The sequence below is a fragment of the Oceanobacillus sp. NCCP-135 genome (genome assembly GCF_059698015.1).
Genome location: NZ_BAAKSZ010000011.1, coordinates 35,734 through 60,891, shown reverse-complemented (window position 1 = coordinate 60,891; position 25,158 = coordinate 35,734). Strand labels below are relative to the sequence as shown.

The 25,158-nt window shown below is 35.4% G+C and carries 23 protein-coding genes; 21 read left to right on the top strand and 2 right to left on the bottom strand.

Annotated features, from left to right (window positions below; translation table 11 throughout):
• Positions 1 to 3 precede the first annotated feature (3 nt).
• From AC6HVZ_RS09700 to AC6HVZ_RS09605, 20 genes are all read left to right on the top strand, one after another.
• A complete protein-coding gene (locus AC6HVZ_RS09700) occupies positions 4 to 984 on the top strand; it encodes a glycosyltransferase family 2 protein (RefSeq protein ID WP_497557950.1) in 981 nt (326 codons plus the stop codon).
• A gap of 35 nt (positions 985 to 1,019) precedes the next feature.
• Positions 1,020 to 2,015, top strand: a complete 996-nt coding sequence (locus AC6HVZ_RS09695; protein WP_497557949.1) for a glycosyltransferase family 2 protein — start codon at positions 1,020 to 1,022, stop codon at positions 2,013 to 2,015.
• A 273-nt stretch (positions 2,016 to 2,288) separates the two neighbouring features.
• Positions 2,289 to 3,479, top strand: coding sequence for a glycosyltransferase (locus tag AC6HVZ_RS09690; RefSeq protein ID WP_497557948.1), 1,191 nt, complete (start codon positions 2,289 to 2,291; stop codon positions 3,477 to 3,479).
• A 25-nt stretch (positions 3,480 to 3,504) separates the two neighbouring features.
• Entirely contained in the window at positions 3,505 to 4,722 is a 1,218-nt protein-coding gene (locus tag AC6HVZ_RS09685) for a glycosyltransferase (protein ID WP_497557947.1), read from the top strand.
• Positions 4,723 to 4,759: 37 nt separating this feature from the next.
• Positions 4,760 to 6,580: an ABC transporter ATP-binding protein gene (locus AC6HVZ_RS09680; RefSeq protein WP_497557946.1), complete on the top strand. Its 1,821-nt coding sequence runs from the start codon at positions 4,760 to 4,762 to the stop codon at positions 6,578 to 6,580.
• 38 nt (positions 6,581 to 6,618) lie between these two features.
• The gene (locus tag AC6HVZ_RS09675) at positions 6,619 to 7,590 is read left to right on the top strand and encodes a glycosyltransferase family 2 protein (RefSeq protein WP_497557945.1); all 972 of its coding nucleotides are present in this window, start codon (positions 6,619 to 6,621) and stop codon (positions 7,588 to 7,590) included.
• Positions 7,591 to 7,616: 26 nt separating this feature from the next.
• On the top strand, positions 7,617 to 8,630 hold the full coding sequence (locus AC6HVZ_RS09670; protein ID WP_497557944.1) for a glycosyltransferase family 2 protein: 1,014 nt from the start codon (positions 7,617 to 7,619) through the stop codon (positions 8,628 to 8,630).
• Between the two features lie 90 nt (positions 8,631 to 8,720).
• Positions 8,721 to 9,623 carry a glucose-1-phosphate thymidylyltransferase RfbA gene (rfbA, locus tag AC6HVZ_RS09665; protein ID WP_497557943.1) on the top strand — a complete coding sequence of 301 codons (903 nt, stop codon included), beginning with the start codon at positions 8,721 to 8,723 and terminating at the stop codon, positions 9,621 to 9,623.
• Between the two features lie 50 nt (positions 9,624 to 9,673).
• Entirely contained in the window at positions 9,674 to 10,660 is a 987-nt protein-coding gene (gene rfbB, locus AC6HVZ_RS09660; RefSeq protein WP_497557942.1) for a dTDP-glucose 4,6-dehydratase, read from the top strand.
• A gap of 46 nt (positions 10,661 to 10,706) precedes the next feature.
• The gene (gene rfbC, locus AC6HVZ_RS09655) at positions 10,707 to 11,288 is read left to right on the top strand and encodes a dTDP-4-dehydrorhamnose 3,5-epimerase (protein ID WP_497557941.1); all 582 of its coding nucleotides are present in this window, start codon (positions 10,707 to 10,709) and stop codon (positions 11,286 to 11,288) included.
• 73 nt (positions 11,289 to 11,361) lie between these two features.
• The gene (locus AC6HVZ_RS09650) at positions 11,362 to 12,516 is read left to right on the top strand and encodes an NAD(P)-dependent oxidoreductase (protein ID WP_497557940.1); all 1,155 of its coding nucleotides are present in this window, start codon (positions 11,362 to 11,364) and stop codon (positions 12,514 to 12,516) included.
• Positions 12,517 to 12,663: 147 nt separating this feature from the next.
• Complete coding sequence (locus AC6HVZ_RS09645; protein WP_497557939.1) at positions 12,664 to 13,383, top strand: metallophosphoesterase family protein; 720 nt, start codon at positions 12,664 to 12,666, stop codon at positions 13,381 to 13,383.
• A gap of 156 nt (positions 13,384 to 13,539) precedes the next feature.
• Positions 13,540 to 15,525 carry an asparagine synthase-related protein gene (locus AC6HVZ_RS09640; protein ID WP_497557938.1) on the top strand — a complete coding sequence of 662 codons (1,986 nt, stop codon included), beginning with the start codon at positions 13,540 to 13,542 and terminating at the stop codon, positions 15,523 to 15,525.
• Positions 15,479 to 15,622, top strand: a complete 144-nt coding sequence (locus AC6HVZ_RS09635; protein ID WP_497557937.1) for a paeninodin family lasso peptide — start codon at positions 15,479 to 15,481, stop codon at positions 15,620 to 15,622. Before AC6HVZ_RS09640 ends, AC6HVZ_RS09635 begins: the two co-directional genes overlap by 47 nt.
• A 264-nt stretch (positions 15,623 to 15,886) precedes the next feature.
• Positions 15,887 to 16,816, top strand: coding sequence for an aldolase (locus AC6HVZ_RS09630; protein WP_497557936.1), 930 nt, complete (start codon positions 15,887 to 15,889; stop codon positions 16,814 to 16,816).
• A 636-nt stretch (positions 16,817 to 17,452) separates the two neighbouring features.
• Positions 17,453 to 17,743: a lasso peptide biosynthesis PqqD family chaperone gene (locus tag AC6HVZ_RS09625; RefSeq protein WP_497557935.1), complete on the top strand. Its 291-nt coding sequence runs from the start codon at positions 17,453 to 17,455 to the stop codon at positions 17,741 to 17,743.
• A gap of 18 nt (positions 17,744 to 17,761) precedes the next feature.
• The gene (locus AC6HVZ_RS09620) at positions 17,762 to 18,208 is read left to right on the top strand and encodes a lasso peptide biosynthesis B2 protein (protein WP_497557934.1); all 447 of its coding nucleotides are present in this window, start codon (positions 17,762 to 17,764) and stop codon (positions 18,206 to 18,208) included.
• Positions 18,209 to 18,226: 18 nt separating this feature from the next.
• The gene (locus tag AC6HVZ_RS09615; protein ID WP_497557933.1) at positions 18,227 to 19,414 is read left to right on the top strand and encodes a nucleotidyltransferase domain-containing protein; all 1,188 of its coding nucleotides are present in this window, start codon (positions 18,227 to 18,229) and stop codon (positions 19,412 to 19,414) included.
• Positions 19,415 to 19,425: 11 nt separating this feature from the next.
• Positions 19,426 to 21,222, top strand: coding sequence for an ABC transporter ATP-binding protein (locus tag AC6HVZ_RS09610; RefSeq protein WP_497557932.1), 1,797 nt, complete (start codon positions 19,426 to 19,428; stop codon positions 21,220 to 21,222).
• A gap of 26 nt (positions 21,223 to 21,248) precedes the next feature.
• Positions 21,249 to 22,229: a metallophosphoesterase gene (locus tag AC6HVZ_RS09605; RefSeq protein WP_497557931.1), complete on the top strand. Its 981-nt coding sequence runs from the start codon at positions 21,249 to 21,251 to the stop codon at positions 22,227 to 22,229.
• Here AC6HVZ_RS09605 and AC6HVZ_RS09600 read toward each other — a convergent pair.
• Entirely contained in the window at positions 22,226 to 22,426 is a 201-nt protein-coding gene (locus AC6HVZ_RS09600) for a hypothetical protein (protein WP_497557930.1), read from the bottom strand. The genes AC6HVZ_RS09605 and AC6HVZ_RS09600 overlap by 4 nt on opposite strands.
• 87 nt (positions 22,427 to 22,513) lie before the next feature.
• Here AC6HVZ_RS09600 and rlmN point away from each other — a divergent pair, with 87 nt between their 5' ends.
• Positions 22,514 to 23,581 carry a dual-specificity RNA methyltransferase RlmN gene (gene rlmN, locus AC6HVZ_RS09595; protein ID WP_497557929.1) on the top strand — a complete coding sequence of 356 codons (1,068 nt, stop codon included), beginning with the start codon at positions 22,514 to 22,516 and terminating at the stop codon, positions 23,579 to 23,581.
• Between the two features lie 73 nt (positions 23,582 to 23,654).
• Here rlmN and AC6HVZ_RS09590 read toward each other — a convergent pair whose 3' ends face one another.
• Entirely contained in the window at positions 23,655 to 24,914 is a 1,260-nt protein-coding gene (locus AC6HVZ_RS09590; protein WP_497557928.1) for a GGDEF domain-containing protein, read from the bottom strand.
• Positions 24,915 to 25,158 lie beyond the last annotated feature (244 nt).

Sequence of the window (25,158 nt, the reverse complement as noted above, 5' to 3'; positions counted from 1 at the left end):
AAGTTGAATCCTGCAATAAGTATCATTGTTCCTGTTTACAATATTGAAGCTTATATTGGCAAGTGCTTGGATAGTATTCTTGCACAAACGTTTACTGACTTTGAAGTTATTGTTGTGAATGATGGGTCGACGGATGGGAGTGGTTTGATATGTGAGCAATATGGCAAAAAGGATTCGAGAATTAAAGTCATATACAAGGAATATGGCGGGGTTAGTGCTGCAAGGAACGCTGGGGTTCGGGCGGCGAATGGCGAGTATATTGGGTTCGTTGATGGAGATGATTATATACAAGAATCCATGTATGAACGTTTATATCAAATGTGTCGAAAAACAAACAGTGATATTGCTATTTGTAAATTGGGCAGGGTAATTGATCGGGATATACTAAATCCTCAGGCTGAAAGTATCTATCTAAAAGAAATGAATAATAAGGAAGCTTTGCATGAGCTTTTTAAAGGGAAATTATTTCGCTTTTCCCTTTGCAATAAACTTTTTAAGAAATGCTGCTTTAAGGATATTCAATTTCCGGAAGGCCGCATTCATGAGGATTTATCAACGACCTACAGGCTTTTCGCGAATGCTGAAAAGATTACCTACTCTAACTTTATTGGATATGTATATGTGAAACGAAGCAATAGCATTTTAACCTCGAAGTTTCATCAAGGCAGGCTGGATGCTTTCATTGGCTGGAATGAAATATTGGAATTTATGGAAAAATATTATCCGCAAGTGTTGGCAGATGTATATGCCTGCTACGGATATTGGTGTGTAGATAATGTTTATTATGTGTTGGATCAAATAACGGATCGAATTGACAGGCGGAAGTACTTAACCCAAATCCAGAAAAGCGTAAATAGGTATTATAAGGACTTAATGAAAAATAAATTATTGTCTGTTAAGTATAAATATATTATTTCTACGATTAATTACAATCTACGTTTACTACTTTTTTCAAATCAAGTGAAAAAAGTATTTAGGAATTAGATTGCTTAGCTGGATGTTCTGCCAGGAGGTGTATCGTGAATATAGAAATAAGTATAATTGTTCCTGTTTTTAATCTTGAAGACTTATTGCCGAGGTGTGTCAATTCTATATTAAATCAAACCTTCACTAATTTTGAATTAATCCTTGTGAATGATGGCTCTACAGATCAAAGTGGGGAATTTTGTGAGGAATATGCTAAAAAGGATAGTAGAGTAAAAGTGATTCATCAAGCGAATGGTGGGGTGGCTTCATCGAGAAATGCTGGCTTAGAAGTAGCAAAAGGTAACTATATTGGATTTGTTGACAATGATGATTTTATAAATGAATTTATGTTTGAAATCTTATATAAGACGGCAAATCTTTATCAATCAGATATTGTTGTTTGTGACTTCGCCAAAGTTGCAGAAGACAGTCGTATTGGTACAAGGAAATATAATCAAGATTATAGTGTGCAGCATTTTGATAATATAAACTCTTTACACCAATTGTATACGAATCATGGTGTTACGTTTGTTTGCCCCTGGAATAAATTATATAAAAAAACCTTATTTAAAGATATTAGATATGAAGTTGGAAGTATCAATGACGATGAAACTGTTGCCCACAAGCTCTATTATATTAGTAAAAAAACAACTTATATTCAAACAGTACTATATTACTATGTTCAAAGAAAGGGAAGTCAAACCAGTTCCTTTTCAATTAAAAGATTGGATGCGGTATATGCTTTAAAGGCCAGGGAGGTATTTTTTAGAAGGATAAAAGAGCGGGATTTACATCAAAAAGCACTCATCCATTATATGGAAAAGTTTTTTTGGTACTATTATTTAGCTAAGTCAAGTTTAAGCGGTGTAGATAAGGAGTTAAAACAATTAAAACGCACATTTGACAGGACTCTAATTTTTTTATTAAGACATAAGAAAATAGGCTTCAAACAGAAATTAATGTTTGTGCTATTTAGTGTAAGTCCTTCATTATTTGACTTAATCAAAAATGTCCAATCAAAACATCATGAAAATCAGCAATCAATATAAAGGACTTAATAGTGCTTGTTCAAAAAGGAGGATAAAAAGGACCGAGAAGTTCGAGGCGGCGTAGCTTTGAGTACTGGAACGTATGCAATTAATACGTGAGAAACGGGCTTGCACAGGATGTGCTGACTTCTACGTTGCCCACAGGACGTGGACGGTCTTAGTAGAAGATCCACTATCGCCAACTAGAAACATCGATGTGTCATTTTTACCGGACTTTTTGAACGTCCTCTAATAGCTAAATGTTTTTACTATAAGTGAGGTGATTATCAAACTATGAAAAGGAGTTTATTATTTGTAATAGATTCATTGGATTGCGCAGGTGCAGAAAAAAGTTTAGTAACACTATTAGGGCTATTAGATTACTCCCGGTTCACTGTTGACTTATTGCTATTTGCCCATGGGAAGGAATTGGAGCAGTTAGTTCCGAAAGAAGTGAAGATACTAAAACCTTTGAGCTACACAAACTTTTCAAATTTGCGTTTGAATGATGCGATCAGAGCATCCTTTAAAGGTTCGCAGTATCAAATGCTGCTATCCAGACTAAAATATTCATCAGCTTTACGTAAGAAAAAATATAGTAACGCACAAAAGGCGAGGTTGTTTTGGCAGAGCACTTCAAAAGTGATAGAAAACAATACAAAAGATTACGATGTAGCTATTAGTTATGCTCAAGGAGTACCAACTTTCTATGTAGCTGAAAAAGTGAAGGCAAAGAGGAAAATTGCATGGGTGAATGTTAGCTACAGATTGGATCTTAACGAAAAACATTTTCAAGCAAAATATTATGACCAATACGATAAGGTTGTTGCTGTATCTGAATCAACAAAAGAGATTTTCTTAGAAACGTTTTCAAAGTACTCCCAAAAAATTGATGTTGTATACGATATTAATAATCCTCAATTTATCACTAACATGGCTGCAATTGGAAAAAGCTTTGAAGATAACTTTGATGGGATAAGGATATTAACGATCGGAAGACTTGCTCATCAAAAAGGATACTATTATGCTTTGGATGCTTGTAAAAAGTTAAGGGATGCGGGCATTAACTTTAGATGGTATGCACTGGGTAAAGGTCCTTTAAAGGAAGAAGTAGAAACATACATAAAGGATAATAATTTGTCAGATTACTTTATTCTTCTTGGGGTAAAAGCGAATCCATACCCATTTATTAAAAATGCCGATATTTATGTTCAAACATCAAAGTTTGAAGGATTTGGTCTCGCAATAGCCGAAGCGCGAATGCTCAATATTCCAGTTGTCACAACAAGATTTGATGCAGTTTATAGCCAAATGGTTGATGGTAAAAATGGGCTTGTTGTGGATATGAATGCAGATGCAGTTTATAAAGGTATCTTAAAGCTCATTGACAATCGACCTTTAAGAGAAAGTATTATACAGTATCAAAAAACGGAGAAAAAGGGCAATCTTGAGGAGGTGGAGAAGATCTATCAGCTAATTGGGTAAATCGAAAAAGAAAGCGTGATTATTGATGAAAGAAAAAATAGTATTCATGGTAATTGATATGAACGTCGGTGGAACCGAAAAGGCCTTGCTGAACTTGATAGCAACACTTCCGCGAGAGCATTATGATATAACTATTTTATTATTATTAAAAAGGGGTGGATTTTTACATGATATCCCAAATGATGTGGAGGTAATTTGTTTTGAAGGATTTAAAGAAATTGAAAGCAATTTAAATTATCCACCGAAAGAAACTATATTACGATTGTTCAAGAATAGGAAAATCATTAATGGACTTCGTTTATTAAGCCTACACATTATTTTAAAAGCAACAAAAGATAGAAGAATCTTTTTTAAAAGCCTTCTTAAAAAATATCCTGAATTGAATAAAGAATTCGATATTGCCGTAGCTTATGCTGGTCCAATGGACTTCATAAGCTATTTTGTTATAAATAAAATAAAAGCTAAACAGAAAATACAATGGATACATTTTGATGTAACAAAAGTAGGGTTTGATAAAAGGTTTGTCAACAGAATTTATCAATGCTTTGATAAGATTTTCGTAGTTTCTAAAGAAGGCAAAATGAAGATTGAAAAATTGTTACCTGAATTAAGAGAAAAAGTAGCTGTTTTTCCAAATATAATTCGAACAGAAGAGATCCATGCACTGGCAACAAAAGGCACTGGTTTTAAAGACAATTTCGAAGGAGTGAGAATACTAACTGTAGGTAGGCTGGCAATAGAAAAAGGGCAGGATCTTGCTATAAAAGTATTAGCCAAGTTAGTGGAAGATGGCTATAAGGTCAAGTGGTATTGTGTGGGGGAAGGTGAAGCAAGGAATTTTTATGAAAAATTAATTGATGAATATAATCTACATGATACATTTATCTTATTGGGAGCTGATTCTAATCCATATCCTTATATCAAACAATGCGACGTGTATGTTCAGCCTTCTAGGCATGAAGGTTACTGTATAACTTTAGCTGAAGCAAGGTTATTACGAAAGCCTTTAGTTACAACTGACTTCACTGGAGCAAAGGAACAAATAAAGGATGGAAATACTGGGTTGATAGTAAATGTTGATGAGAATTCAATTTATAACGGTGTGAAAAGGCTATTGGATGATAGGAACTTATGTGAAAGATTTTCGAATAACCTAAAAACAGAAGCTATTCATTGTCCTGTTGAATTTAATTATTTTACCCCGAACAGCAAAGGAATGACCAAGAAAGCAATTATTTACTAAGGAAAAGACCTCTCGGTAGAAAACATTAACAAAAGGTGTGAGCTATTTGCAGGATAAAATGAAAAAACTACTTCTCCTTTTTAATCGCAAGGAAAAGAAGAAGCTGTTTATCTTATTTCTAATGATGATATTTGCTGCAATACTGGAAACGTTAGGAATCGGTTTAATTGTACCCTTAGTAGGCATAGTAACGAACCCTCAGATGATCCAAGAACAGGCGATGCTTGCCTATATATATAATATGTTCGACTTTCAATCATCAAGTGCGTTTATCATTTTTTCAGTCATCATCTTATTAGCCGTTTTCGTTATTAAAAATATGTATTTATTATTTTTTTTCTATGCACAGAATAGAGTGATTTTAAATCAACAAGTTAAATTGTCCAGTGCCATGTTAAGGGAATATTTGACAAAGCCTTATACGTTCCATTTACAAAAGAATTCATCCGACTTGCTCAGGAATATTAATATAGAAGTACCTAAAGTGTTTCAAGGGATCATCATGTCTGTTTTTCAGTTGATTACAGAAACACTTATTATTGCTTGTATATTATTATTACTTATCTTTACAGAGCCATTAGCAACTTTGACTGCAGCAGCTATATTGACAAGTAGTATTTTGATTTTCTTTAAAATTTTTCGAAAAAAAATCACTCAACTTGGCGAGGAACAGCAAAAAGTAGGTGGGACAATGATTAAATGGGTTAATCAGGCCTTAGGAGCAGTTAAAGAAGTTAAAGTTTCGGGTAAAGAGAAATTCTTTGTGAATGCTTATACGGCGCAAAGTCAAATTAGAGCAAATAATGGACGATACTTAAAAATGCTGGAGCAATCACCAAGACTATTTATTGAAACAATATTGGTCTCAACGGTCCTAATCACCATGCTTGTGATTGTATTTCAAGGTTCCAATTCTCAAGAGTTAGTTTCCATTATGGCATTATTCGCCATGGCCGCTTTTAGGCTTATGCCTTCCATTACTCGTCTAATTGCATTAATTACAGCTATACGGGTAAATCAACCTGCTTTAACTGTAGTGATTGAAGATTTGTTTGAAAATAATAAAAAAGATGAATGTATGAAAGACGTTTCAAAAAGAATAAAAAAATCGACTAATAAATCCTTCTTTGACTCGATAAAGTTGAAGGAAGTATTTTACCAGTATCCAAATCAAAAAGAGTACGCAATCCAAAATGCTTCTTTAAATATTCCGATTGGCAAATCTGTTGCATTTGTTGGGGAATCAGGTGCTGGAAAAAGTACCATAGTTGATATCATCCTGGGATTATTGACTCCCAAAACGGGCTATTTGTTGGTGGATAACCGGAAATTATTAGAACAAAAACAGGAATGGCAGCAAAAAATCGGATATATACCTCAATTTATATTCTTATCTGATGATACCATTCGTGGGAATGTAGCTTTTGGTATAGAAAGTCAAGATATTAATGATAAAGAAGTATGGAGAGCGCTGGAACAGGCACAGCTTAAAGAATTTGTGGAACAACTACCCGAGAAATTGGAAACGAGTGTTGGAGAAAGAGGTGTTCGCTTATCCGGTGGACAACGTCAGCGGATTGGAATTGCAAGGGCACTATATCATAATCCGGAAATCCTATTTATGGATGAAGCAACGTCGGCTTTAGATAATAAAACGGAAAAAGAAATTATGAAAGCTATCGATGGATTGAAAGGAGAAAAAACGCTAATTATTATTGCACATAGATTAACTACCATAGAAAATTGTGACATCGTCTATAAAATCAGTAAAGGAAAAATAGTTGATGTTGAAAATAGATTGGACCAATCAGTAATGGAAGCTCTCACGCTTGGAGGTGGGGGTATTACAGCCCGTTAATGCGTGATAAATGAAAGCTATTACGAGGAGGTTAGTTGATGCCAAAGTTAAGTATTATAGTTCCAATCTATAATGTAGAGCAATATTTAGCAAAATGTATCGATTCCATATTGGCTCAAACATTTTCTGACTTCGAGTTACTCCTTGTGAATGATGGTTCTTCAGATGGAAGTCTTAAAATTTGCGAGAGCTATGCCTGTAAGGATAAACGTGTTACTGTAATTAATAAAAGTAATGGTGGTGTATCGGATGCCAGAAACACAGGAATAACAGCAGCTAAGGGGGATTTTATTGGATTTGTAGATGGGGATGATTGGATAGAATCTAATATGTATAACCATTTGATTCATTTATGTGAAACATACCATTCAGCCATTAGCACCTGTTTAATAAATACTATCAGAAATAATAAATTCCAAAAAAGAATGGAGTTGAGTGAACAAATTAATCTCTATGATCGTAAGCTTGCAATAAAATCATTATACGAGGGGAATTTAATAGGTTTTTCTGTCTGTAATAAGGTATTCAGCAAGCATATATTTGAAAATATACGCTTTCCTAGTGGGAGAATATATGAAGATGCTGCAATAATGTATCGTGCTTTTGAACAGGCCAATAGGATTGTTTCAACACAGTTAGCGCTGTACAACTATAACCATAGCGATTCCAGCATTACCCGGGATAACTTTACCGAGAAGCGGTTTCACATTGTACAAAATTACTATGAAACAATCCAATTTATGAAAAGTAGATATCCAGAAATGTGTGAGATACTAACAGCTGATTATTATAATTCCTTGCGAGGTATTTTTGTAGATTGTGTAAATGCAAAGGATGTACCCCAAAAAGCAATGCATATTAAAAGAGTCTGTGAGGAAATTAAAGAAATCAAGAGCACACTTACCAATAATCAATTCCTTAGTAGAAAACAATTATTGCTGGCAAGGTTATTATCTACATGGCCATTAACAGGTTTCTTTTATTATAAACTAAGAAATGTACTGCATTGAATAATTTAATGAAAAGGAGGTGTGACATGCCTGAGATAAGTATTATAGTGGCAGTTTATAATCAGGAAAATCTTTTACAAAAATGTATAGAGTCCATTTTGAGCCAAACATTTACGGATTTTGAATTATTGTTAATCAATGATGGTTCCACGGATAATTCAGGAAGCTTCATTGATTATTTTGCAAAAGAGGATCGAAGGGTAAAAGTGATTCATCAAAGCAATAAGGGATTAGCAGAAGTGCGGAATATCGGAATTAAAGAATCAACTGGGAAATATATTGGTTTCGTTGATGGGGATGACTGGATTGAACAAGATATGCTTGAGATACTGTATAATCTATGCGAAGAAAATGGCGCAGATATAAGTGCATGCTTATTTAATATCTATAATGAGAACTATAAACTTGTGAAAGAAAAACCTAACACCAAAAGGGTTAAGGTATATGATAGTAATGAGGCTATCAAATTAACATACGAACATAATTTTACAAGCTTTAATGTATGGAACAAGTTATTTAAAAGACATATTTTCAGTGAAATTAAATTTCCGGCTAACAGGGCATATGAAGATGAAGCGGTTTTATCCAAAACCTATTCCTTGGCGAATAAAATCGCTGTAATTGAGTCTCCGTTATACCATCATTATTTACGGAAATCCGGGATTACGCAGAGTATTTTAAATAAGTTCACAGTGAAGAAGTTAGATATATTGACGAACTATGAAGATACCTACTCTTATATAGAGAAATATCATCCGGATGTATGTGAGTTGGTGACATTGAAACATTATCTTTCCTGTATAGATATATTGATGTATATAATTAATGATAAAACTAGTCTTAAAGAAAATTATAAATACATCAGGATATTACGTGATCATATGAAAATGGTGGTAAACAGATTCAAATCAAATCAATACTTAACAAATAAACAGAAGGTAATGGCAAGGATACTGGCAAATGTCCCTTTATTAGCAATCGTCTATTATAAACTTAATTCAATCTTACGGTTAAAGAAGGTTAAAGCAAAAATAGCTTAATAAAAAACAACATATCTGCAGTAATCACATTCTTTTAAAAAAGGAGTGTGTTTTTTTATGGGAAAAATTAAATATAAGGAGTGTGGCTCTATGAAAGGTATCATCCTAGCTGGAGGAAGCGGAACACGGCTATACCCATTGACAAGATCTATTTCTAAGCAGCTGCTGCCAGTCTATGACAAACCAATGATTTATTATCCGATTTCGGTGCTAATGCTGGCTGGTATTAAGGATATCCTCATTATTTCGACCCCGGAGGATACGCCCCGATTTGAACAGTTGTTAGGGGACGGTTCAGAGTTGGGGATTAATTTATCCTATACCATTCAGGGAAAGCCAAATGGACTAGCGGAAGCTTTTATCATTGGCGAAGACTTTATTGGCAAGGACGATGTTTCTTTAATTTTAGGTGACAATATCTTTTATGGACATGAATTTACTTCACATTTAGAAAGGGTAGCCAAACAATTAAATGGGGCTACAATCTTTGGCTATAATGTCAAAGATCCTGAACGATTTGGTGTTGTGGAATTTGCTGGAAGTGGAAAGGTAATATCGATTGAAGAAAAACCGGATTTTCCAAAGTCCAATTATGCGATAACAGGCTTATATTTCTTTGATAACCAAGTGGTGGACATTGCAAAAGGTGTAAAGCCATCAGCCAGAGGCGAGCTGGAAATAACCGACATTCTAAAAGAATACGTAGTAGGGGATCAATTAAATGTGGAATTGCTGGGACGTGGATTTGCCTGGTTGGATACAGGCACACATGAATCATTGTTGGAGGCTTCTCAGTTTATTGAAATAATTGAAAAACGGCAACGCTTGAAAGTGGCTTGTTTGGAGGAAATTTCTTATAACAAAGGGTATATTTCGGCGTCACAGTTACTGGAATTGGCAGAGCCTCTAAAAAAGAGTGAATATGGGCAGTATTTAATTCGAATTGTGGAGATGAGTAGAGAAAAAGAGAAAGAAGGAATCTTAGTAAAGTAATTCATAACATCTAATGGATCGTGATTAGTAAATAGGTGGAGGAAAATACAATGAATATATTAGTAACCGGTGGCATGGGGTTTATTGGAAGTAATTTTATCAGATATATGTTAGGAAAATATCCAAATTATAATGTTATAAATGTAGATAAATTAACATATGCAGCAAAGACCGATAATTTAATAGATATAGAGGATTGGACTCAATATCATTTTGTCAGAGGAGATATTACAGATGATCAATTAGTGAATGCTGTTATAAAAAGATTTGAGGTTTCTGTTGTGATAAATTTTGCCGCTGAATCACATGTGGATCGAAGTATCGAGAATCCAGGTGTTTTTGTCAAAACCAATGTGTTAGGTACACAAACGCTTCTTGATGCTGCCTGTAAAAATAATATAGATAAGTATATCCAAATTTCCACGGATGAAGTATATGGAAGCCTTGGTGATGAAGGGTATTTCACAGAAGATACCCCATTAGCACCAAGTAGTCCTTATTCAGCAAGTAAGGCGGCTGCAGATCTTTTAGTAAAAGCATATTATGAAACCTACAAAATGAATAGTAACATTACAAGATGTTCAAATAATTATGGTCCCTATCAATTTCCGGAAAAGTTAATTCCGTTAATGATTCTAAACGCAATCGAGGATAAAGAGCTGCCTGTCTACGGAAGTGGCTTAAATGTTAGAGATTGGTTACATGTAGATGATCACTGTAGTGCAATTGATTTGGTTCTTCATAAAGGAATGCCTGGAGAAATCTATAATATTGGCGGTCATAACGAAAAGCAAAACATTGAAATTATTAGAGAAATAATAAACCAATTAGGTAAATCCGAGAATTTAATAAGATATATTAAAGATAGGAAAGGGCATGATTGGCGATATGCAATTGCACCTAATAAAATTATGGATGATCTTGGCTGGAAGCCCAATTACAGCTTGGAACAGGGACTAGAAGAAACGATAAAATGGTACGTAAATAATCAATGGTGGTGGGAGAGTATAAAAGGTAGAGAATATATAAACCAGTGATAAATATAATTCCTGTCATAAATTTTAGAGATGGAAGGTGTTTATTTTGAAAATTGATAAAACCGTATTTGATGAGGTAAAAGTTATCACCCCAAAGGTTTTTAGTGATCATAGGGGTTTTTTTATGGAATCTTATCATTATGAAAAGTTAAAAGCCAACGGTATTAATGAAAAGTTTATTCAGGATAACCATTCTATGTCAGTAGAAAAAGGAACGATAAGAGGGCTTCACTATCAATTAAACCCAAAAGCCCAAACAAAACTCGTTACGGTTATTACTGGAGCAATATATGATGTTGTGGTTGATATCCGTAAAGGTTCACCAACATACGGTAAATGGTTTGGTCTAACGTTAAGTGAAGCTAATCATCGAATGCTTTTCATTCCAAAAGGATTTGCACATGGATTTTGTACATTAACGGAAAATACAAATATTCAATATAAAGTGGATGAATATTACTCTCCAAAGAACGATAAAGGAATCCTATGGAATGATCCTAACATTTCTATTGATTGGCCAACGGTTAGGCCAATTTTATCAGAGAAAGATGCGAAACAACCGTTATTACAAGATGCAGAAATAAATTTTAAATATACAGAACCTGAAATAGTCATGATTAAGCAATAAATTAGAACTGGATTTCTATTTTTTTAATCCAAATGTTCTTTATAACAAACATATTCATTAGGAGGCAATTGAAATGCAAAATATTATGAGAGTCGGTATTGCTGGAACAGGTTTAATTGGTAAGGGAATAGCGATTGAAGTGGAGAAGCAAGCTGGGTTGAAACTATCAAAGGTTTTAACCAGACGAGATATCAATACAATGAATGACTACCCATTCCCTAAAGCACTTACGAATTCGGTTGAGGAATTCATTGAGAGCTGCGACTTAATAGTAGAATGTAGTGGAGATGTTATTTATGGTACGGATGTAATTGATATGGCCATTAAGGCATCGATTCCTGTTATCACGATGAATGCTGAGCTGCAGGTGACAACAGGCTCTTATTTTGCCAAAAGAGGGTTCATTACGGAAGCAGAGGGAGATCAGCCGGGATGTTTAGCTTCATTACATGAGAATGTAGTTCAGATGGGTTTTAAGCCGTTAGTTTATGGAAATATAAAAGGATTTCTTAAGCTTGATCCAAACATTGAAGATATGAAATATTTCTCCAAGAAAAATGGTGTACGTATTGACATGACAACATCTTTTACAGACGGAACAAAAGTTCAGGTAGAACAAGCACTTGTTGCAAATGGACTTGGTGCCGGGATTGCTGTTGATGGGTTACTAGCACCTAGTTCAGATGACCTGAATAAAACCGGAGAAGAATTAGCTGAAGAGGCAAAACGTTTAGGTTATCCCATCTCCGAGTTTGTCGTGGCACCGAAAGCTCCTCCAGGCGTATTTATCACAGCAGAACATGATAGCCGTCAAAAAGATGCACTTAGATACCTTAAGATGGGGGAAGGTCCATATTATACGATTCTTCAAAACCACCACCTTTGCCATTTAGAGGTTGTAAAAACGATTAAACGGGTGATAAGTGGTGGCGGGGTGCTATTGAATAATGGAGAAAATCCTACGGTGAGTGTGGCAGCGATTGCTAAAAGGACACTGAAGCCTGGTGAGAAAATCAAAAAAGGCATTGGCAGCTTTCAGGTTAGAGGAGAAGCGATTAAGATGACTCTGAATAAGGATCATGTTCCCATTGGGATACTAGTAAACACAGTTATGAAAAGAGAAGTGGCAGAAGGGGAAATGATCACCCTTGATGATGTTGAGTTACCCGGGAGTCTAGCATTAACAGCATGGCTTGAGACTGCTGGAAGAGCACCAATAAATATCTAGTTTTTAGTTTAACAGGATCTGGAGATGGTTCGTTTAGAGTCGTTGATGACCATCTCCCATCTTTTTGATATATATATTGTTAAAACGTCGACTGAATAGGGTAAGAAGTTTTGGAAGGGTAAAAATATATAAGGGAAGGTGATCGATATGAAACTGGCTTTTATTGCTGATATACATGGCAATGCCGCTGCACTGGAAGCAGTGCTGGAGGATATTAACAAAAAAGACATTCAAAAAATATTTATACTGGGTGATTTATGCTTTAGAGGATGTGAACCTAAACGATCCATCGAATTGGTAAAGCAACTAAATACCGATGTTATAAAAGGCAATGCAGATGAATGGGTAGTACGTGGTGTACGAGAGGGAGAGGTTCCAGAACAAGCATTATCAATGATGAATAAGGAACGTGACTGGATCTATTCAAAGTTAAGTTCAGAGGAAATAGAATATCTTAGGAATCTTCCTGAAGAACTGAATTTGGAATATGAAAATGCGAAAATCCATGCATTTCATGCGACACCAGATAGTTTGTTTGAAATAGTGCAGCCTTTTGAAAGTGATGAAGTTCTTAATGAAAAATTAATGACTAAAGATGGTGCAGATATTTATATTTATGCACATATTCACAAGCCTTATATAAGGTATATAGACGGCAAGAGTGTTGTAAATACAGGAAGTGTGGGCTTACCCTTTGATGGGGTGAAGAAGGCATCGTATGTGATTTTGGATATTGGTGAGAATAGTTATAACACTTCGATAGTTAGGGTGGATTATGATGTAGAAGGGGTTATAACGCAATTTGAGGAATCAGATTATCCCAACAAAGAATTGATGGCGAGTATAGTAGAGAAGGGCAATTTATAAAATTTCAAAAAAATATTGACAAAAAAGTATGTGGATGGTAATTTAAATATATAATGTTCTTTATAAAGAACATTATATAAATTTAAGTCTTCTGTGTATTTTTTTGAACGAAATGTTCTTAATAATGAACGAAATATATGTTATATGGGGGATATGATGAGTGCAATTGCTGGGATTTTTTACGAAAAAGACACTGTTCCTATAATTCTTGGACAACAAATGGTGCATGCACTAAGGAAATTTCCTGCAGATGACGTACAAATCTGGAACAAGGAAAATGTACTTTTAGGGTGCCATGCACAGTGGATTACGCCAGAATCGATCGGTGAACAACTTCCTTTGTATGATTATGAAAGACAGCTGGCAATTACGTCAGATGCAATGATTGATAATCGGGAAGAATTAATTGATAAATTAGGAGTTCATCGTGGGGAAGGAGAAATAATGCCAGATAGTCAATTGATTCTCCTTGCGTATTCTAAATGGGAAGATGAAGTTGTAAAACATTTGATTGGTGATTTTACCTTTATGATTTGGGATGGAAAAAGTCAAAAGCTATTTGGAGCAAGGGATTTTTCTGGGACGAGATCTCTCTATTATTACCATAATGATCAGCGATTTGCTTTTTGTACAGTGATGGAACCATTATTAAGGTTGCCTTTCGTAAAAAGGCAGTTAAATGAAGGATGGCTCGCTGAGTATTTGGCAATTTCGAATATGATTGATGCCGTTGATGTGTCAAAAACGGCCATAAAAGATATTCAACAAGTTCCACCTTCCCATACGATTTCTGTGATAAATGGCCAGGTTAAGCTTTCTAAATATCAATTACTATCATTTGACGAAAAAATAAGATTTAAAAGTGATGAAGAATATATTGAGGCTTTCCGTGATATTTTTCAAAAAGCAGTTGATTCAAGTTTACGTACATTTAAAGACGTTGGCTCACAATTGAGTGGTGGTCTCGATTCAGGTTCGGTTGTTAGTTTTGCAGTAAAAACGTTACAAAAGCAAAATAAAAAATTACATACCTACAGCTCTATTCCTGTAAAGGATTTTGAAGATTATACATCAAGAACCTATTTCCCCGACGAACGTCCCTATATTCGTGCAACCATTGATTATGTAAGGAATATTAAAGATCATTATTTGTGCCTTAACAACAAAAATTCTTATACAGATATCGATGACTGGCTGGATATTATCGAAACGCCCTATAAATTCTTTGAGAATTCGTTCTGGATGAAGGGAATTATTGAACAAGCAAGTAAAGATGGTATTGGAATTTTATTAACCGGAGCCAGGGGAAACTTTACGATATCTTGGGGGCCAGCGTTAGAATATTATGGTTATTTATTAAAGCGTATGAAATGGATTCGATTTGCATGTGAACTTAAGGCTTATAGCAGAAACATCGGTGTGGGAAGGAAAAAGTTGCTTCCACTTATAGGTAAACAGGCATTTCCCTTTTTGAACCATGAAGATGAATATCAATTTCCGATGCTCATAAATCCGAGTTTTGCTAAAAAAATGAACGTGTTTGATAAACTTCAAAAATATGGAATTGGAGTAGATGGATTCACCGATCTCACAATTTTTAATATAAGGAAACACATTATTAGTAACGAATTTATTTGGAATTCAAACGGAATAGCTTTTTCTAAATTATCCTTGCAGTATGGATTATTGATGCGTGATCCAACCAATGATATCCGGGTGATTAATTATTGCATGTCACTACCATTGGATCAATTTATTAATAACGGAATGGATCGGGCACTAATCAGAAATGCAACAAAGGGGTATTTGCCGGATAAAGTAAGGTTAAACCAAACAAAATTCGGTCTTCAAGCAGCTGATTGGCTTCATCGCATGATACCTTGCTGGACTGATTTTATTGAAGAAGTGAAACAGCTGTTAAGAGATAAAGATGTAGCACAATATATCAATATGGAATCGATCAGCAATGCCCTTTCAACAACAATAAAAGTGCCAAAGGGAGATTCAGCTTTTAACCCTGAACTAAGAATGCTCATGCGTGGCATTATAGTCTATCGATTTCTACAATCATTTGACCTTGAAGGAGGTGATACATATGAAAAAGGAATGGAAAGAGCCAAAACTGGAATTGTTGGATATTAAAGAGACAATGGCAAAGTGGAAAGGCGACTCGTGGGATGGGTTTTTTATTGGGAGGGAATATGCTCCTGAACCTGAACCAGAACCAACGGAAAGTTAATCTACCTAAATTAAGAATTATTTACTTTTACGTAAGTTAACTTTGTCTTCATTAAAGATATTGGGGAAATTCTATTATTTCCCCAACAAAACGATGTCTTACTTAGGTTGATTTCTGCTAGATGATTACCAGTAACCCTTATACCTATCAATTTGTATAAGGGTTATTCTTTAATTCAAGTGATTACTTAATGAAGCATGAATAGGAACTTTACGTCTCAATCTTGTAATATTTTGTTTACTATAAAAAGTAGGTGAGTAATCCATGTACAAAACTACTAAAATTGTATCCTATGCAGCATTTGGGTTAACAATTTCAAGTGACTTTCCATTACCTGAACTAAAGCAAATTAGTCATCAAGATTGTGAATCAGATTTAATAATGAAGAAAAAAGATTTATCCACTCTATGGTTGGAGTCTGCCGAACCGGACTCCTATTACTATATTAAAGAAAACCTTTGTATGGTTAGAGTTCCGGGTGTGGCCATTTATCAGATTGAAGACGGAAGGGTTATTTCATTCTCCCCTTTAGAAGGGTCAAACGATGATCAGATTCGACTGTATCTTCTTGGAACGTGTTTAGGCGTAGCACTCATGCAACGGAAAGTACTACCTATACACGGAAGTGCCATAGCGATTGATGGGAAAGCCTATGCATTTGTAGGAGATTCCGGTGTAGGAAAGTCAACACTAGCTTCCGCATTTTTAAACCGGGGTTTTCCATTACTTACAGATGATGTTATAGCGGTGACGTTATCTAAGGACAATATTCCGTTTGTCACACCTTCTTATCCACAGCAAAAATTATGGCAGAAAAGCTTAGATCAGTTTGGTATGGAATCTAATCAGTTTAGACCAATTTATGATCGGGAAACAAAATTTGCAATTCCTGTTACCAACCATTTTTCTGATAAACCCATGCCCTTAGCAGGGATGTTTGAGCTAATTAAAACAGATCAAAGTGAAATTGAAATAGTTCCTATACAGAAATTAGAACGGTTTCCAATTCTTTACCATAATACATACCGAAATTTTATGTTACATCGTTCTGGTCTATTGGATTGGCACTTTAAATTTTCAGCTAATATGGTGAATAGGTTTAGCTTTCATCGAATAATACGCCCAAGTTCACGGTTCACAGCCAATGAATTGGTTGATAGCATACTAAAATTAATGAATAAAGAGATAAATTAAATGATAATAACTCAACTTTCGCACCAATAAAATAAGCTCAAACAGTTAACTTTGATCAACCCAAAATGTTTCTAATTGTTGGCTTGACAACCTTGATAAACATAAAAGATCGTTGTACACAAGTATAAAATGTGCAATTACTGCCGCAGTTGATTTCCGCGGGCACGGCCTCAGCCTCCTCGGAAGAAAACCACTTCCTGCGGGGTCTTCAGACTCGTGCTTTTCCCGCAGGAGTCAACTGCCCTCCGCTCCAATCAAATGCGGGTACAGTGCAACATCGATTGTTAAGCATTGCATTACAGTGAATACGAAAGAAAAAATTAAAAATCAGCGGAGGAAATACATGGAGACTCCTGTGGGAGCAGAGGCCTGGATGAGACCCCACAGAGCGTTAGCTCGAGGAGGCTCATCAGACGCCCACGGAAAGCGACATGTATTTCCGCAGCGGCATTATAGCACATTTCTGCCTTCTAACTTGTTACACATCTTATAGCAAATACGAACCGGTAAACCAAAGTCAACTCGAGTAGTGTATTTTCAGCCTTCCTTATTCCTTCAAGACTTATGTGTTCATTTTACGCTGCGAAAGTTGAGATAATAATATCTAAATAATATCCGAAAGGAAGAGAAAGTTATATGAACAAAACGATTTCGATTACAGATAGTGTAAGTCAAGTAGAGGGCAATATTGTTAGCGATATGGATGGGGAAAAGGTCATGTTAAGTGTTCAGAACGGTAAATACTACAATCTTGGGGAAATCGGTGGAGAGATTTGGGAGTGTATGAAAGAACCAACTTTAATTAAAGATCTTATTTATTCATTGGTAGCGCAATATGATGTAGACGAAGGTAAATGCAGAGATCAGGTTATTGAATTCATCGATCAATTAGAAGCAGAAGGTTTAGTGAGGGTAAAGTCTGCATAAGAAGGAGTAAATAGTGAGATGAGAAAAGTAAAATTACTTTTGTCCTTAAATACGAAAACAAAGCGAACCTTATTGGAAGCATATCTGTATCTAGCCTGGGCTCGCATATTAAAAGAGATGCCCTTTTCGAAAATCGCTCCTTCACTAGGTGAAAAAATGAATGAAACATCGTCCAATTTGAATCCTGAATATAAAAAGACTTTGGGGGAAATATCCCAAGCAATTCATATCATGAGTAAATATACGTTTTGGGAAAGTGAATGTCTTGTAAAAGCAATTGCTGCTTTAAAAATGTTAGAGAAGCGGAATATAGAAAGTACGCTTTACTTAGGAACGGCAAAAGACGAGAATGGAAAGCTGATTGCGCATGCATGGCTGCGTAGTGGTCCTTATTATGTAACTGGTGCAGAAGGTATGAAACGTTTTACTATTATTAGTAAGTTTGCTAAAAAAGTTGGACATTAAATGCAGAGGGAGAAGTCAATGGACAATAGACCTAAAATTGATCTTAACAATATACCTAAGGAATTACTGGCGATAATTGAGTTATTAAAGAGTAATAGTGCTAATGATGCGCAGGCGACTGACCTAGAGCTTTTTAATGATGTAGATTGGGACCATTTCATAGATCTGACAATCCATCATCGTGTATATCCAATACTTTATACTAAACTGCAAAAGATAGATAACCAGATTATTCCTAAGTATATTATAGAAAAACTTAATTATCTATATAAAAGAAATACTTTTCAAATGCTTCAATTGAGTGCGGTGATGGAACAAGTGAGCAAATTGTTTTCAGATAGTCAAATCCCACTAATTTTCTTGAAAGGGCCTGCACTTGCACATGATCTCTATGGGGATATTTCCCTTCGAACATCAAGTGACTTGGATATGATCATACCGATAAATCTACTTAACAAGGCAGAAGCACTCCTTGTTGAACAAGGTTATGAGAAAGATGACTATTTCGAAACGGTGCTAAATGACTGGAAATGGCGACATCATCATGTTACCTATTTTCATCCACAAAGTAAAATAAAGCTGGAAATCCATTGGCAGCTAAATCCTGGTCCTGCGAAGGAGCCTGGATTTAACGAGTTATGGAAACGAAAGAGTATAAGCGAGCTTACTAATTTTCCAGTTTATTTACTCGGTAGGGAAGACTTGTTATTATTTCTCACTTCACATGGTTCACGTCATGGATGGTCTCGCCTGCGTTGGTTAATTGATATTCAGCAATTAATGAATCAGCAACTTAACTGGAAGAAGGTTAATAAAATTCTAAAGGGATATCACTATGAACGTGTTGGCGGTCAGGGACTTATTCTGGCTTCGGAGCTTTTAAAAGTGAAACTGAACAGTGAAATGAAGTTATTAACATCAAAAAAATGTGCAAGACAATTAGCGAAAGCAGCAATATTTTATCTTGAAAGAAAGGTTAATCTACATTCAGACCCTGTTCCAGAAGAAGTAGCCCGCTATCATAAACGTCATTTATTTTCTTTAATGAGTGCAAACCAGAAGTTTTTCTTTATTTTAAGTTTCTTATACCCATATCCAGATGATGCAAAAACCTTACCATTACCAAAAACCTTGCACTTTCTCTATTTTCCATTGCGACCATTTTTGTGGGCATACCGAAAGACTAGGAAAATCGCCTTTTCATAGGAGGAAGACTTATGGAATCCATTATTTACTTTCTTAAACAAATACACGCGTACTCCGGGAAAATTGTTTATATAAATCTTATTGCAATGTCAAGCATAGGGCTCTTAGAAGGGGTGGCCATTCTATTACTTGTACCATTAATCAGTATGAGCGGGTTAATCGATATGGGTGTAGAGGGAATTCCTATTTTAAGTATGTTTAGTTTTATTGATGATATTCCTCCGCTTGTTGGATTACCTATTATTTTAACTATTTATGTTTTAATTGTAGTTGGCCAAAATATCGTTCGCAGACAGTTGACGGTGAAGAATACAATGATTCAACAAGGGTTTCTAAGGTATATGCAGGTGGAGACCTATCAGCTATTGCTTCATTCCAACTGGCCGTTTTTTATCAAACAAAGGAAATCTGATTTGCTTAATATTCTAACAGCAGAAGTAGCCCGTTCGAGCATGGGTGCTTACTCTGTACTCCAGTTTATTGCATCCTTAGCATTTTCCGCTATCCAAATTGGACTTGCTTTCATACTTTCGCCGGGAATTACCGCTTTTGTCTTGCTTTGTGGTTTGGTTCTCATCTTTTTCAATCGCAAGTTTTTAAAACGGTCTCTTACCTTAGGGGGAAGAAATTACGAATTAGGGCGGGAATACGTCGGGGGCATCACGGACCAGCTGAACGGAATTAAAGATATTAAGAGTAATACATTGGAAGAATCAAGAATAGTTTGGTTTCACTCTATTACGAAAAGCATGGAGAAAGAACAGGTGGAATACTCAAGATTAAAGTCGACCTCTCAGTTATATTATAAAGTTGCTTCAGCGGTATTCATTGCGATTTTTATTTATTTTGCCTTAATGATGTTTAATGCGCAGGCAGCACAGCTTCTTCTAATTATTGCAGTTTTTGCCAGGTTATGGCCAAGGGTTGCTGGCATACAGGCGTCGATGGAACAAATTGCAACAACGATTCCGTCATTTAAAGCAGTTATAGCTTTACAAAATGAATGTAAGATTTCAAAAGAGTTTGAAGTAAATAAAGATGTTAACGTAAAACCTCTAGAGATACATTATAGCATCGAATGTCATCATATCTATTTCCGCTACAACCAAAATGAGAGCAATTATGCACTTAAAAATATTCATATTAGCATACCCGTAAACCAAATGACCGCTTTTGTAGGGCGTTCAGGTGCAGGCAAAAGTACATTGATCGATTTATTAATGGGACTAAATCAACCTGAAAAAGGGCAGGTATTGATTGATGGGACTCCATTAATGAAAAACAATCTCCAGTCATTAAGAAAGGCAATCAGTTATGTTCCCCAAGATCCTTTTCTATTTAATACGAGTATCAGGGAAAATCTATCATTAGTAAAAACGGATGCGACTGAAGAACAGATATGGGAAGCGTTGAATTTCTCCTCTGCCGCTGAATTTGTAAGTAAACTTCCTGATGGATTGGATACACCTATCGGGGATCGAGGGATTAAGCTTTCAGGTGGGGAGCGGCAACGGCTTGTATTAGCCCGTGCTATTTTAAGAAAACCATCCATCCTTATATTAGATGAAGCAACAAGTTCACTTGATACAGAAAATGAGGCAAAAATTCAGCAAGCACTGGATAGGTTAAAAGGGAAGATGACGATTATTGTTATTGCTCACCGATTATCAACAATTCAAAATGCAGATCAGGTTGTTGTACTTGAAGAAGGGGAAATTATTCAGCGGGGTGGATTTACGCAGCTTTCCAAGGAAAAGAAAAGCGTTTTTAGTAACTTACTGCACCATCAATTGGAGGCTATTAAGTAAGAAATGGAATTGGAGTGCGATAAGCCGTGAGAAAAGTAGTTGGCAAGATTATGGTAGTTATTCTAATCGGTGCTGTTGTCTTGTGTTTTTACACATTATGGGATAACCACCGTATAACTGTTGTAGAACAAGAAATACCAATTGATAATCTCGCACCCGAGCTAGAAAATTTTCGAATCCTGCAAATTACGGATTTGCATGAAAAGCAATTCGGGAAAAATCAGGAGAGATTAATAGAAACGATAAATGGTATCGATTATGATGCAATCGTTTTTACAGGGGATATGTTGAGTGGTGTTCAAAGCACGAACTATCGGCCGTTTTATTCCTTACTCGAAGGGATAGATAATAAAGAAAATGCCTGGTATGTGCCTGGAAATGCAGATCCGGATAGTTATCAGATTGAACCCGCATTTGGGAAAAGTGAATTTGTTAAAGGCATGGAAGAAAGAGGGGTTTCACTAGTAGAGGCGGTTGATACAGTTGAAGTAAATGGAGTCGCTATACATTTTCTTAATTTAGAGCTTGCTATCATCAGTAATCCGGATAGTATCGGGAAAATAAATGGGGTTGTTTATCCGAGCTATAGTTCTGATAAGCCATATCTTTCATATCAAAGACAATTATGGGAAGAGATGGATGTTGAGTATCTCCCTGATTCCGATATAGTTATTGCTCTCAACCATTACCCTGTTCCTGACCCGCGAATAGATTATATCGATTCAGATTTCAATACAGTATGGAGAGAATTTGATTTAATTATTGCAGGACATTATCATGGTGGACAGATTCGTCTACCTTTTATCGGTGCACTATTTATTCCGGATCCCTGGTATGAACCAAATGGTCTTTTTCCGCCGCAGAATAGAGTGAAAGGATTATGGGAATATAAAGGAACGAAGCAGTATGTGAGTGCTGGTCTTGGGAGCAGTGATGCTGTATCTTTGCTAAAGTTCCGGTTGTTTAATTCCCCAGAGATTAATCTGTTGAAGTTAAAGGGTGACTAATTTGCTCTTGAATAAGTGATTTTTGTTTTAGAAAAACGTTCTCTTGGCCCTTTCCCATTTACATTTAACGTCAAGATGCACTCTCTTTCATACATCCAGTCATCATCTTTAGTTTCGTCATACTTTACATCAATTACACAGATAAAAAATAATGGAGAAATGGCACTGTATTTCTTATTTGATTGATAATCAAGCAATAATATAGTAATATTATACATTGCAATGATATCGAATTATTTAGCATGAAATAATGGAATGATTCTCTGGAAATGAGGGTAATATAAATGAGTAAAAAATCCATTTATGGACTGACATATGATCAATTAACTGACTGGCTGATAGAGCATGGACAACAGCGTTTTCGTGTCGACCAGGTATGGAATTGGCTTTATAAAAAGCGGATATCAAGTTTTTCTGAAATGAAGAATGTAAATAAGCAAACTATTGCATTATTGGAGGAAAATTTTGTTCTGCATACTTTGGATGAGGAAATTAGACAGGAATCTAAAGACGGTACGATTAAATTTTTATATAAATTAGCTGATGGAAACTTAATTGAAACGGTGCTAATGCGTTTTAATTACGGATTATCTGTTTGCGTTACAACACAGGTTGGCTGTAATATCGGCTGTACATTTTGTGCGAGTGGCTTATTAAGAAAAAGTCGTGATCTATCTAGTGGTGAAATCGTAGAACAGATTATGAATGTACAAAAGCATCTTGATGCACAAGGACAAGACGAGCGTGTGAGTCACATTGTAGTCATGGGAATTGGAGAGCCATTCGATAACTTTGCCAATCTAATGGACTTCTTATATGTCGTGAATGATGATAGGGGACTTAATATTGGTGCAAGGCATATCACTGTATCAACAAGTGGCTTGGCACATAAGATTTATGAATTTGCGGATACAGGAATTCAGGTGAACCTAGCAATTTCTATCCATGCACCAACCAATGAGTTGCGTACACGGATTATGAAAATAAATAAAGCATTTCCGATAGAAAAGCTGATGAAATCTGTGGACTATTATTTGGAAAAAACTAATAGGCGAATTACTTATGAGTATATCATGCTCAGGGATGTAAATGATCATAAGAAAGAAGCCATTCAACTGGCTCAACTGTTAAAAGATCATCGGCATCTTGCATATGTGAATTTGATACCATATAACGCTGTTGATGAGCATAACCAGTACCAACGCAGCACTTCTGAAGATATTCAGGCATTTTTTGAAACATTAAAAGAGCACGGGATTAATTGTGGTGTACGTTGGGAAAACGGTGCAGATATTGATGCAGCGTGTGGCCAGTTAAGAAGTAAACAAATTAAAAAGAAAAATGCAGTGTAAATAAATAAGACTCTATTCACTTTAAATTAATGTGGATAGAGTCTTTTAAATAAAAATGAATTATATCTTTAGATTAGTTATTATACCGTAAGGAAAGTGGCATATCTAATGTTCCATTTTTTATCGATACCCCATTTTTTCCGTGGTCTTTAGAAGCAAGCAATAGGTGATCTGCATACACATACGCCTTTTTAATTTCTAAATGTTTGCCAGTTTTATAATAATACAGACCAAACGATGATGTATAGGGCAGCGTAATATTATTCGTTTTATATTCTGCGATAGCTGGATTTGTTTCGATCCCTTTTTGAATGGTTTGCAATAATTCTACACATGATTGGAAGTCTTTGTTTCTTAGGAATATCGTAAATTCATCACCACCGCTTCGGAAAAGATAATCCCCATCATCCAAATAACTTTGCAATGTAGCTGCATAATGCTGAATAACACGGTCGCCAACTGCGTGATCATAAGAGTCATTGATTTTTTTAAATGAATCGATATCGGAAACAATAATTCCAAGATATTCACCGGAATTATTTAGTTCATTCATTTTTTTGTCCATAAATGCTCTATTATAAACCTCTGTTAAGAAGTCAGTGTAGGCCATTTGTTTGAATTTATCCCGTTCTATTTTATGCTGCATGCTTTGTGACTTTGCTAGAAAGGAACGGCTGACTAGGTAATTTAGTATAAACAAAGCAATCAGCATTTCCCAATTTTGCTGTTGGAGGAAAACGAATAACAGACCATTGGAGAATACAATTTTTCCCATATCAAGTATGCTTCTGCTCTTAATAAAATCCCATGCATCTTGTCTTGAATGGATCTCTCCTGTGAAGAGAAATATGATAATTAAGTATGTGTCAGACAAGAGTGAGACCATAATGACTAGTAAAATGATTAGTATCCAAAAGCCAAATGGAATGGTTTGAAACGTTGGGAATAAAGTTATGAACATATAATAAGCAATGGAATGGTTTAGTGTAAAAGCTCCTATATTGTAAAATGTATGTAAAAATTCATCTGGATCAGCTGTTTTAGTCCATTTCCTGTTGAAGTAGACGGTAAAACGGTATACTGTTTCAAAAATGACCAGTCCCAGTGGCCCGGCAAATAATCCTAGTGAAAGACCATAGTTTATGCCGTAATCCATATTTACTTTCCCTTTTTTGATAATAACACTTAGATGTGAATAAAGAAATGAGAATACCCAAAATAATAATACAGACTTCACATATAATGATGTTTCTATTAGTAGTGGACCAGAAGTTACAGCGACAGTTATTGAGGCCAAAAATAGTAAAATTATAAAGACCTTTAGTCGAACCATGAGCGATTATCCCCTTTTCTATATAGGTAAAAACTCCCAGTTAGTTAATAATATCATAAAATTTAAATAATAGCTCTGTAATTTTGCCAATCTCTGTTTAATTCTTAACATTAGTCATATTATATTGTAGTAATGGAAGAGTTTCTATTTTTTGTCCAGGATGAATAGACATTGAAGTACGTTCCTTATTGATAACTGTAAAAAATGCTATTTTATACAGTTCTGGATTACGGTAAGTACAGTT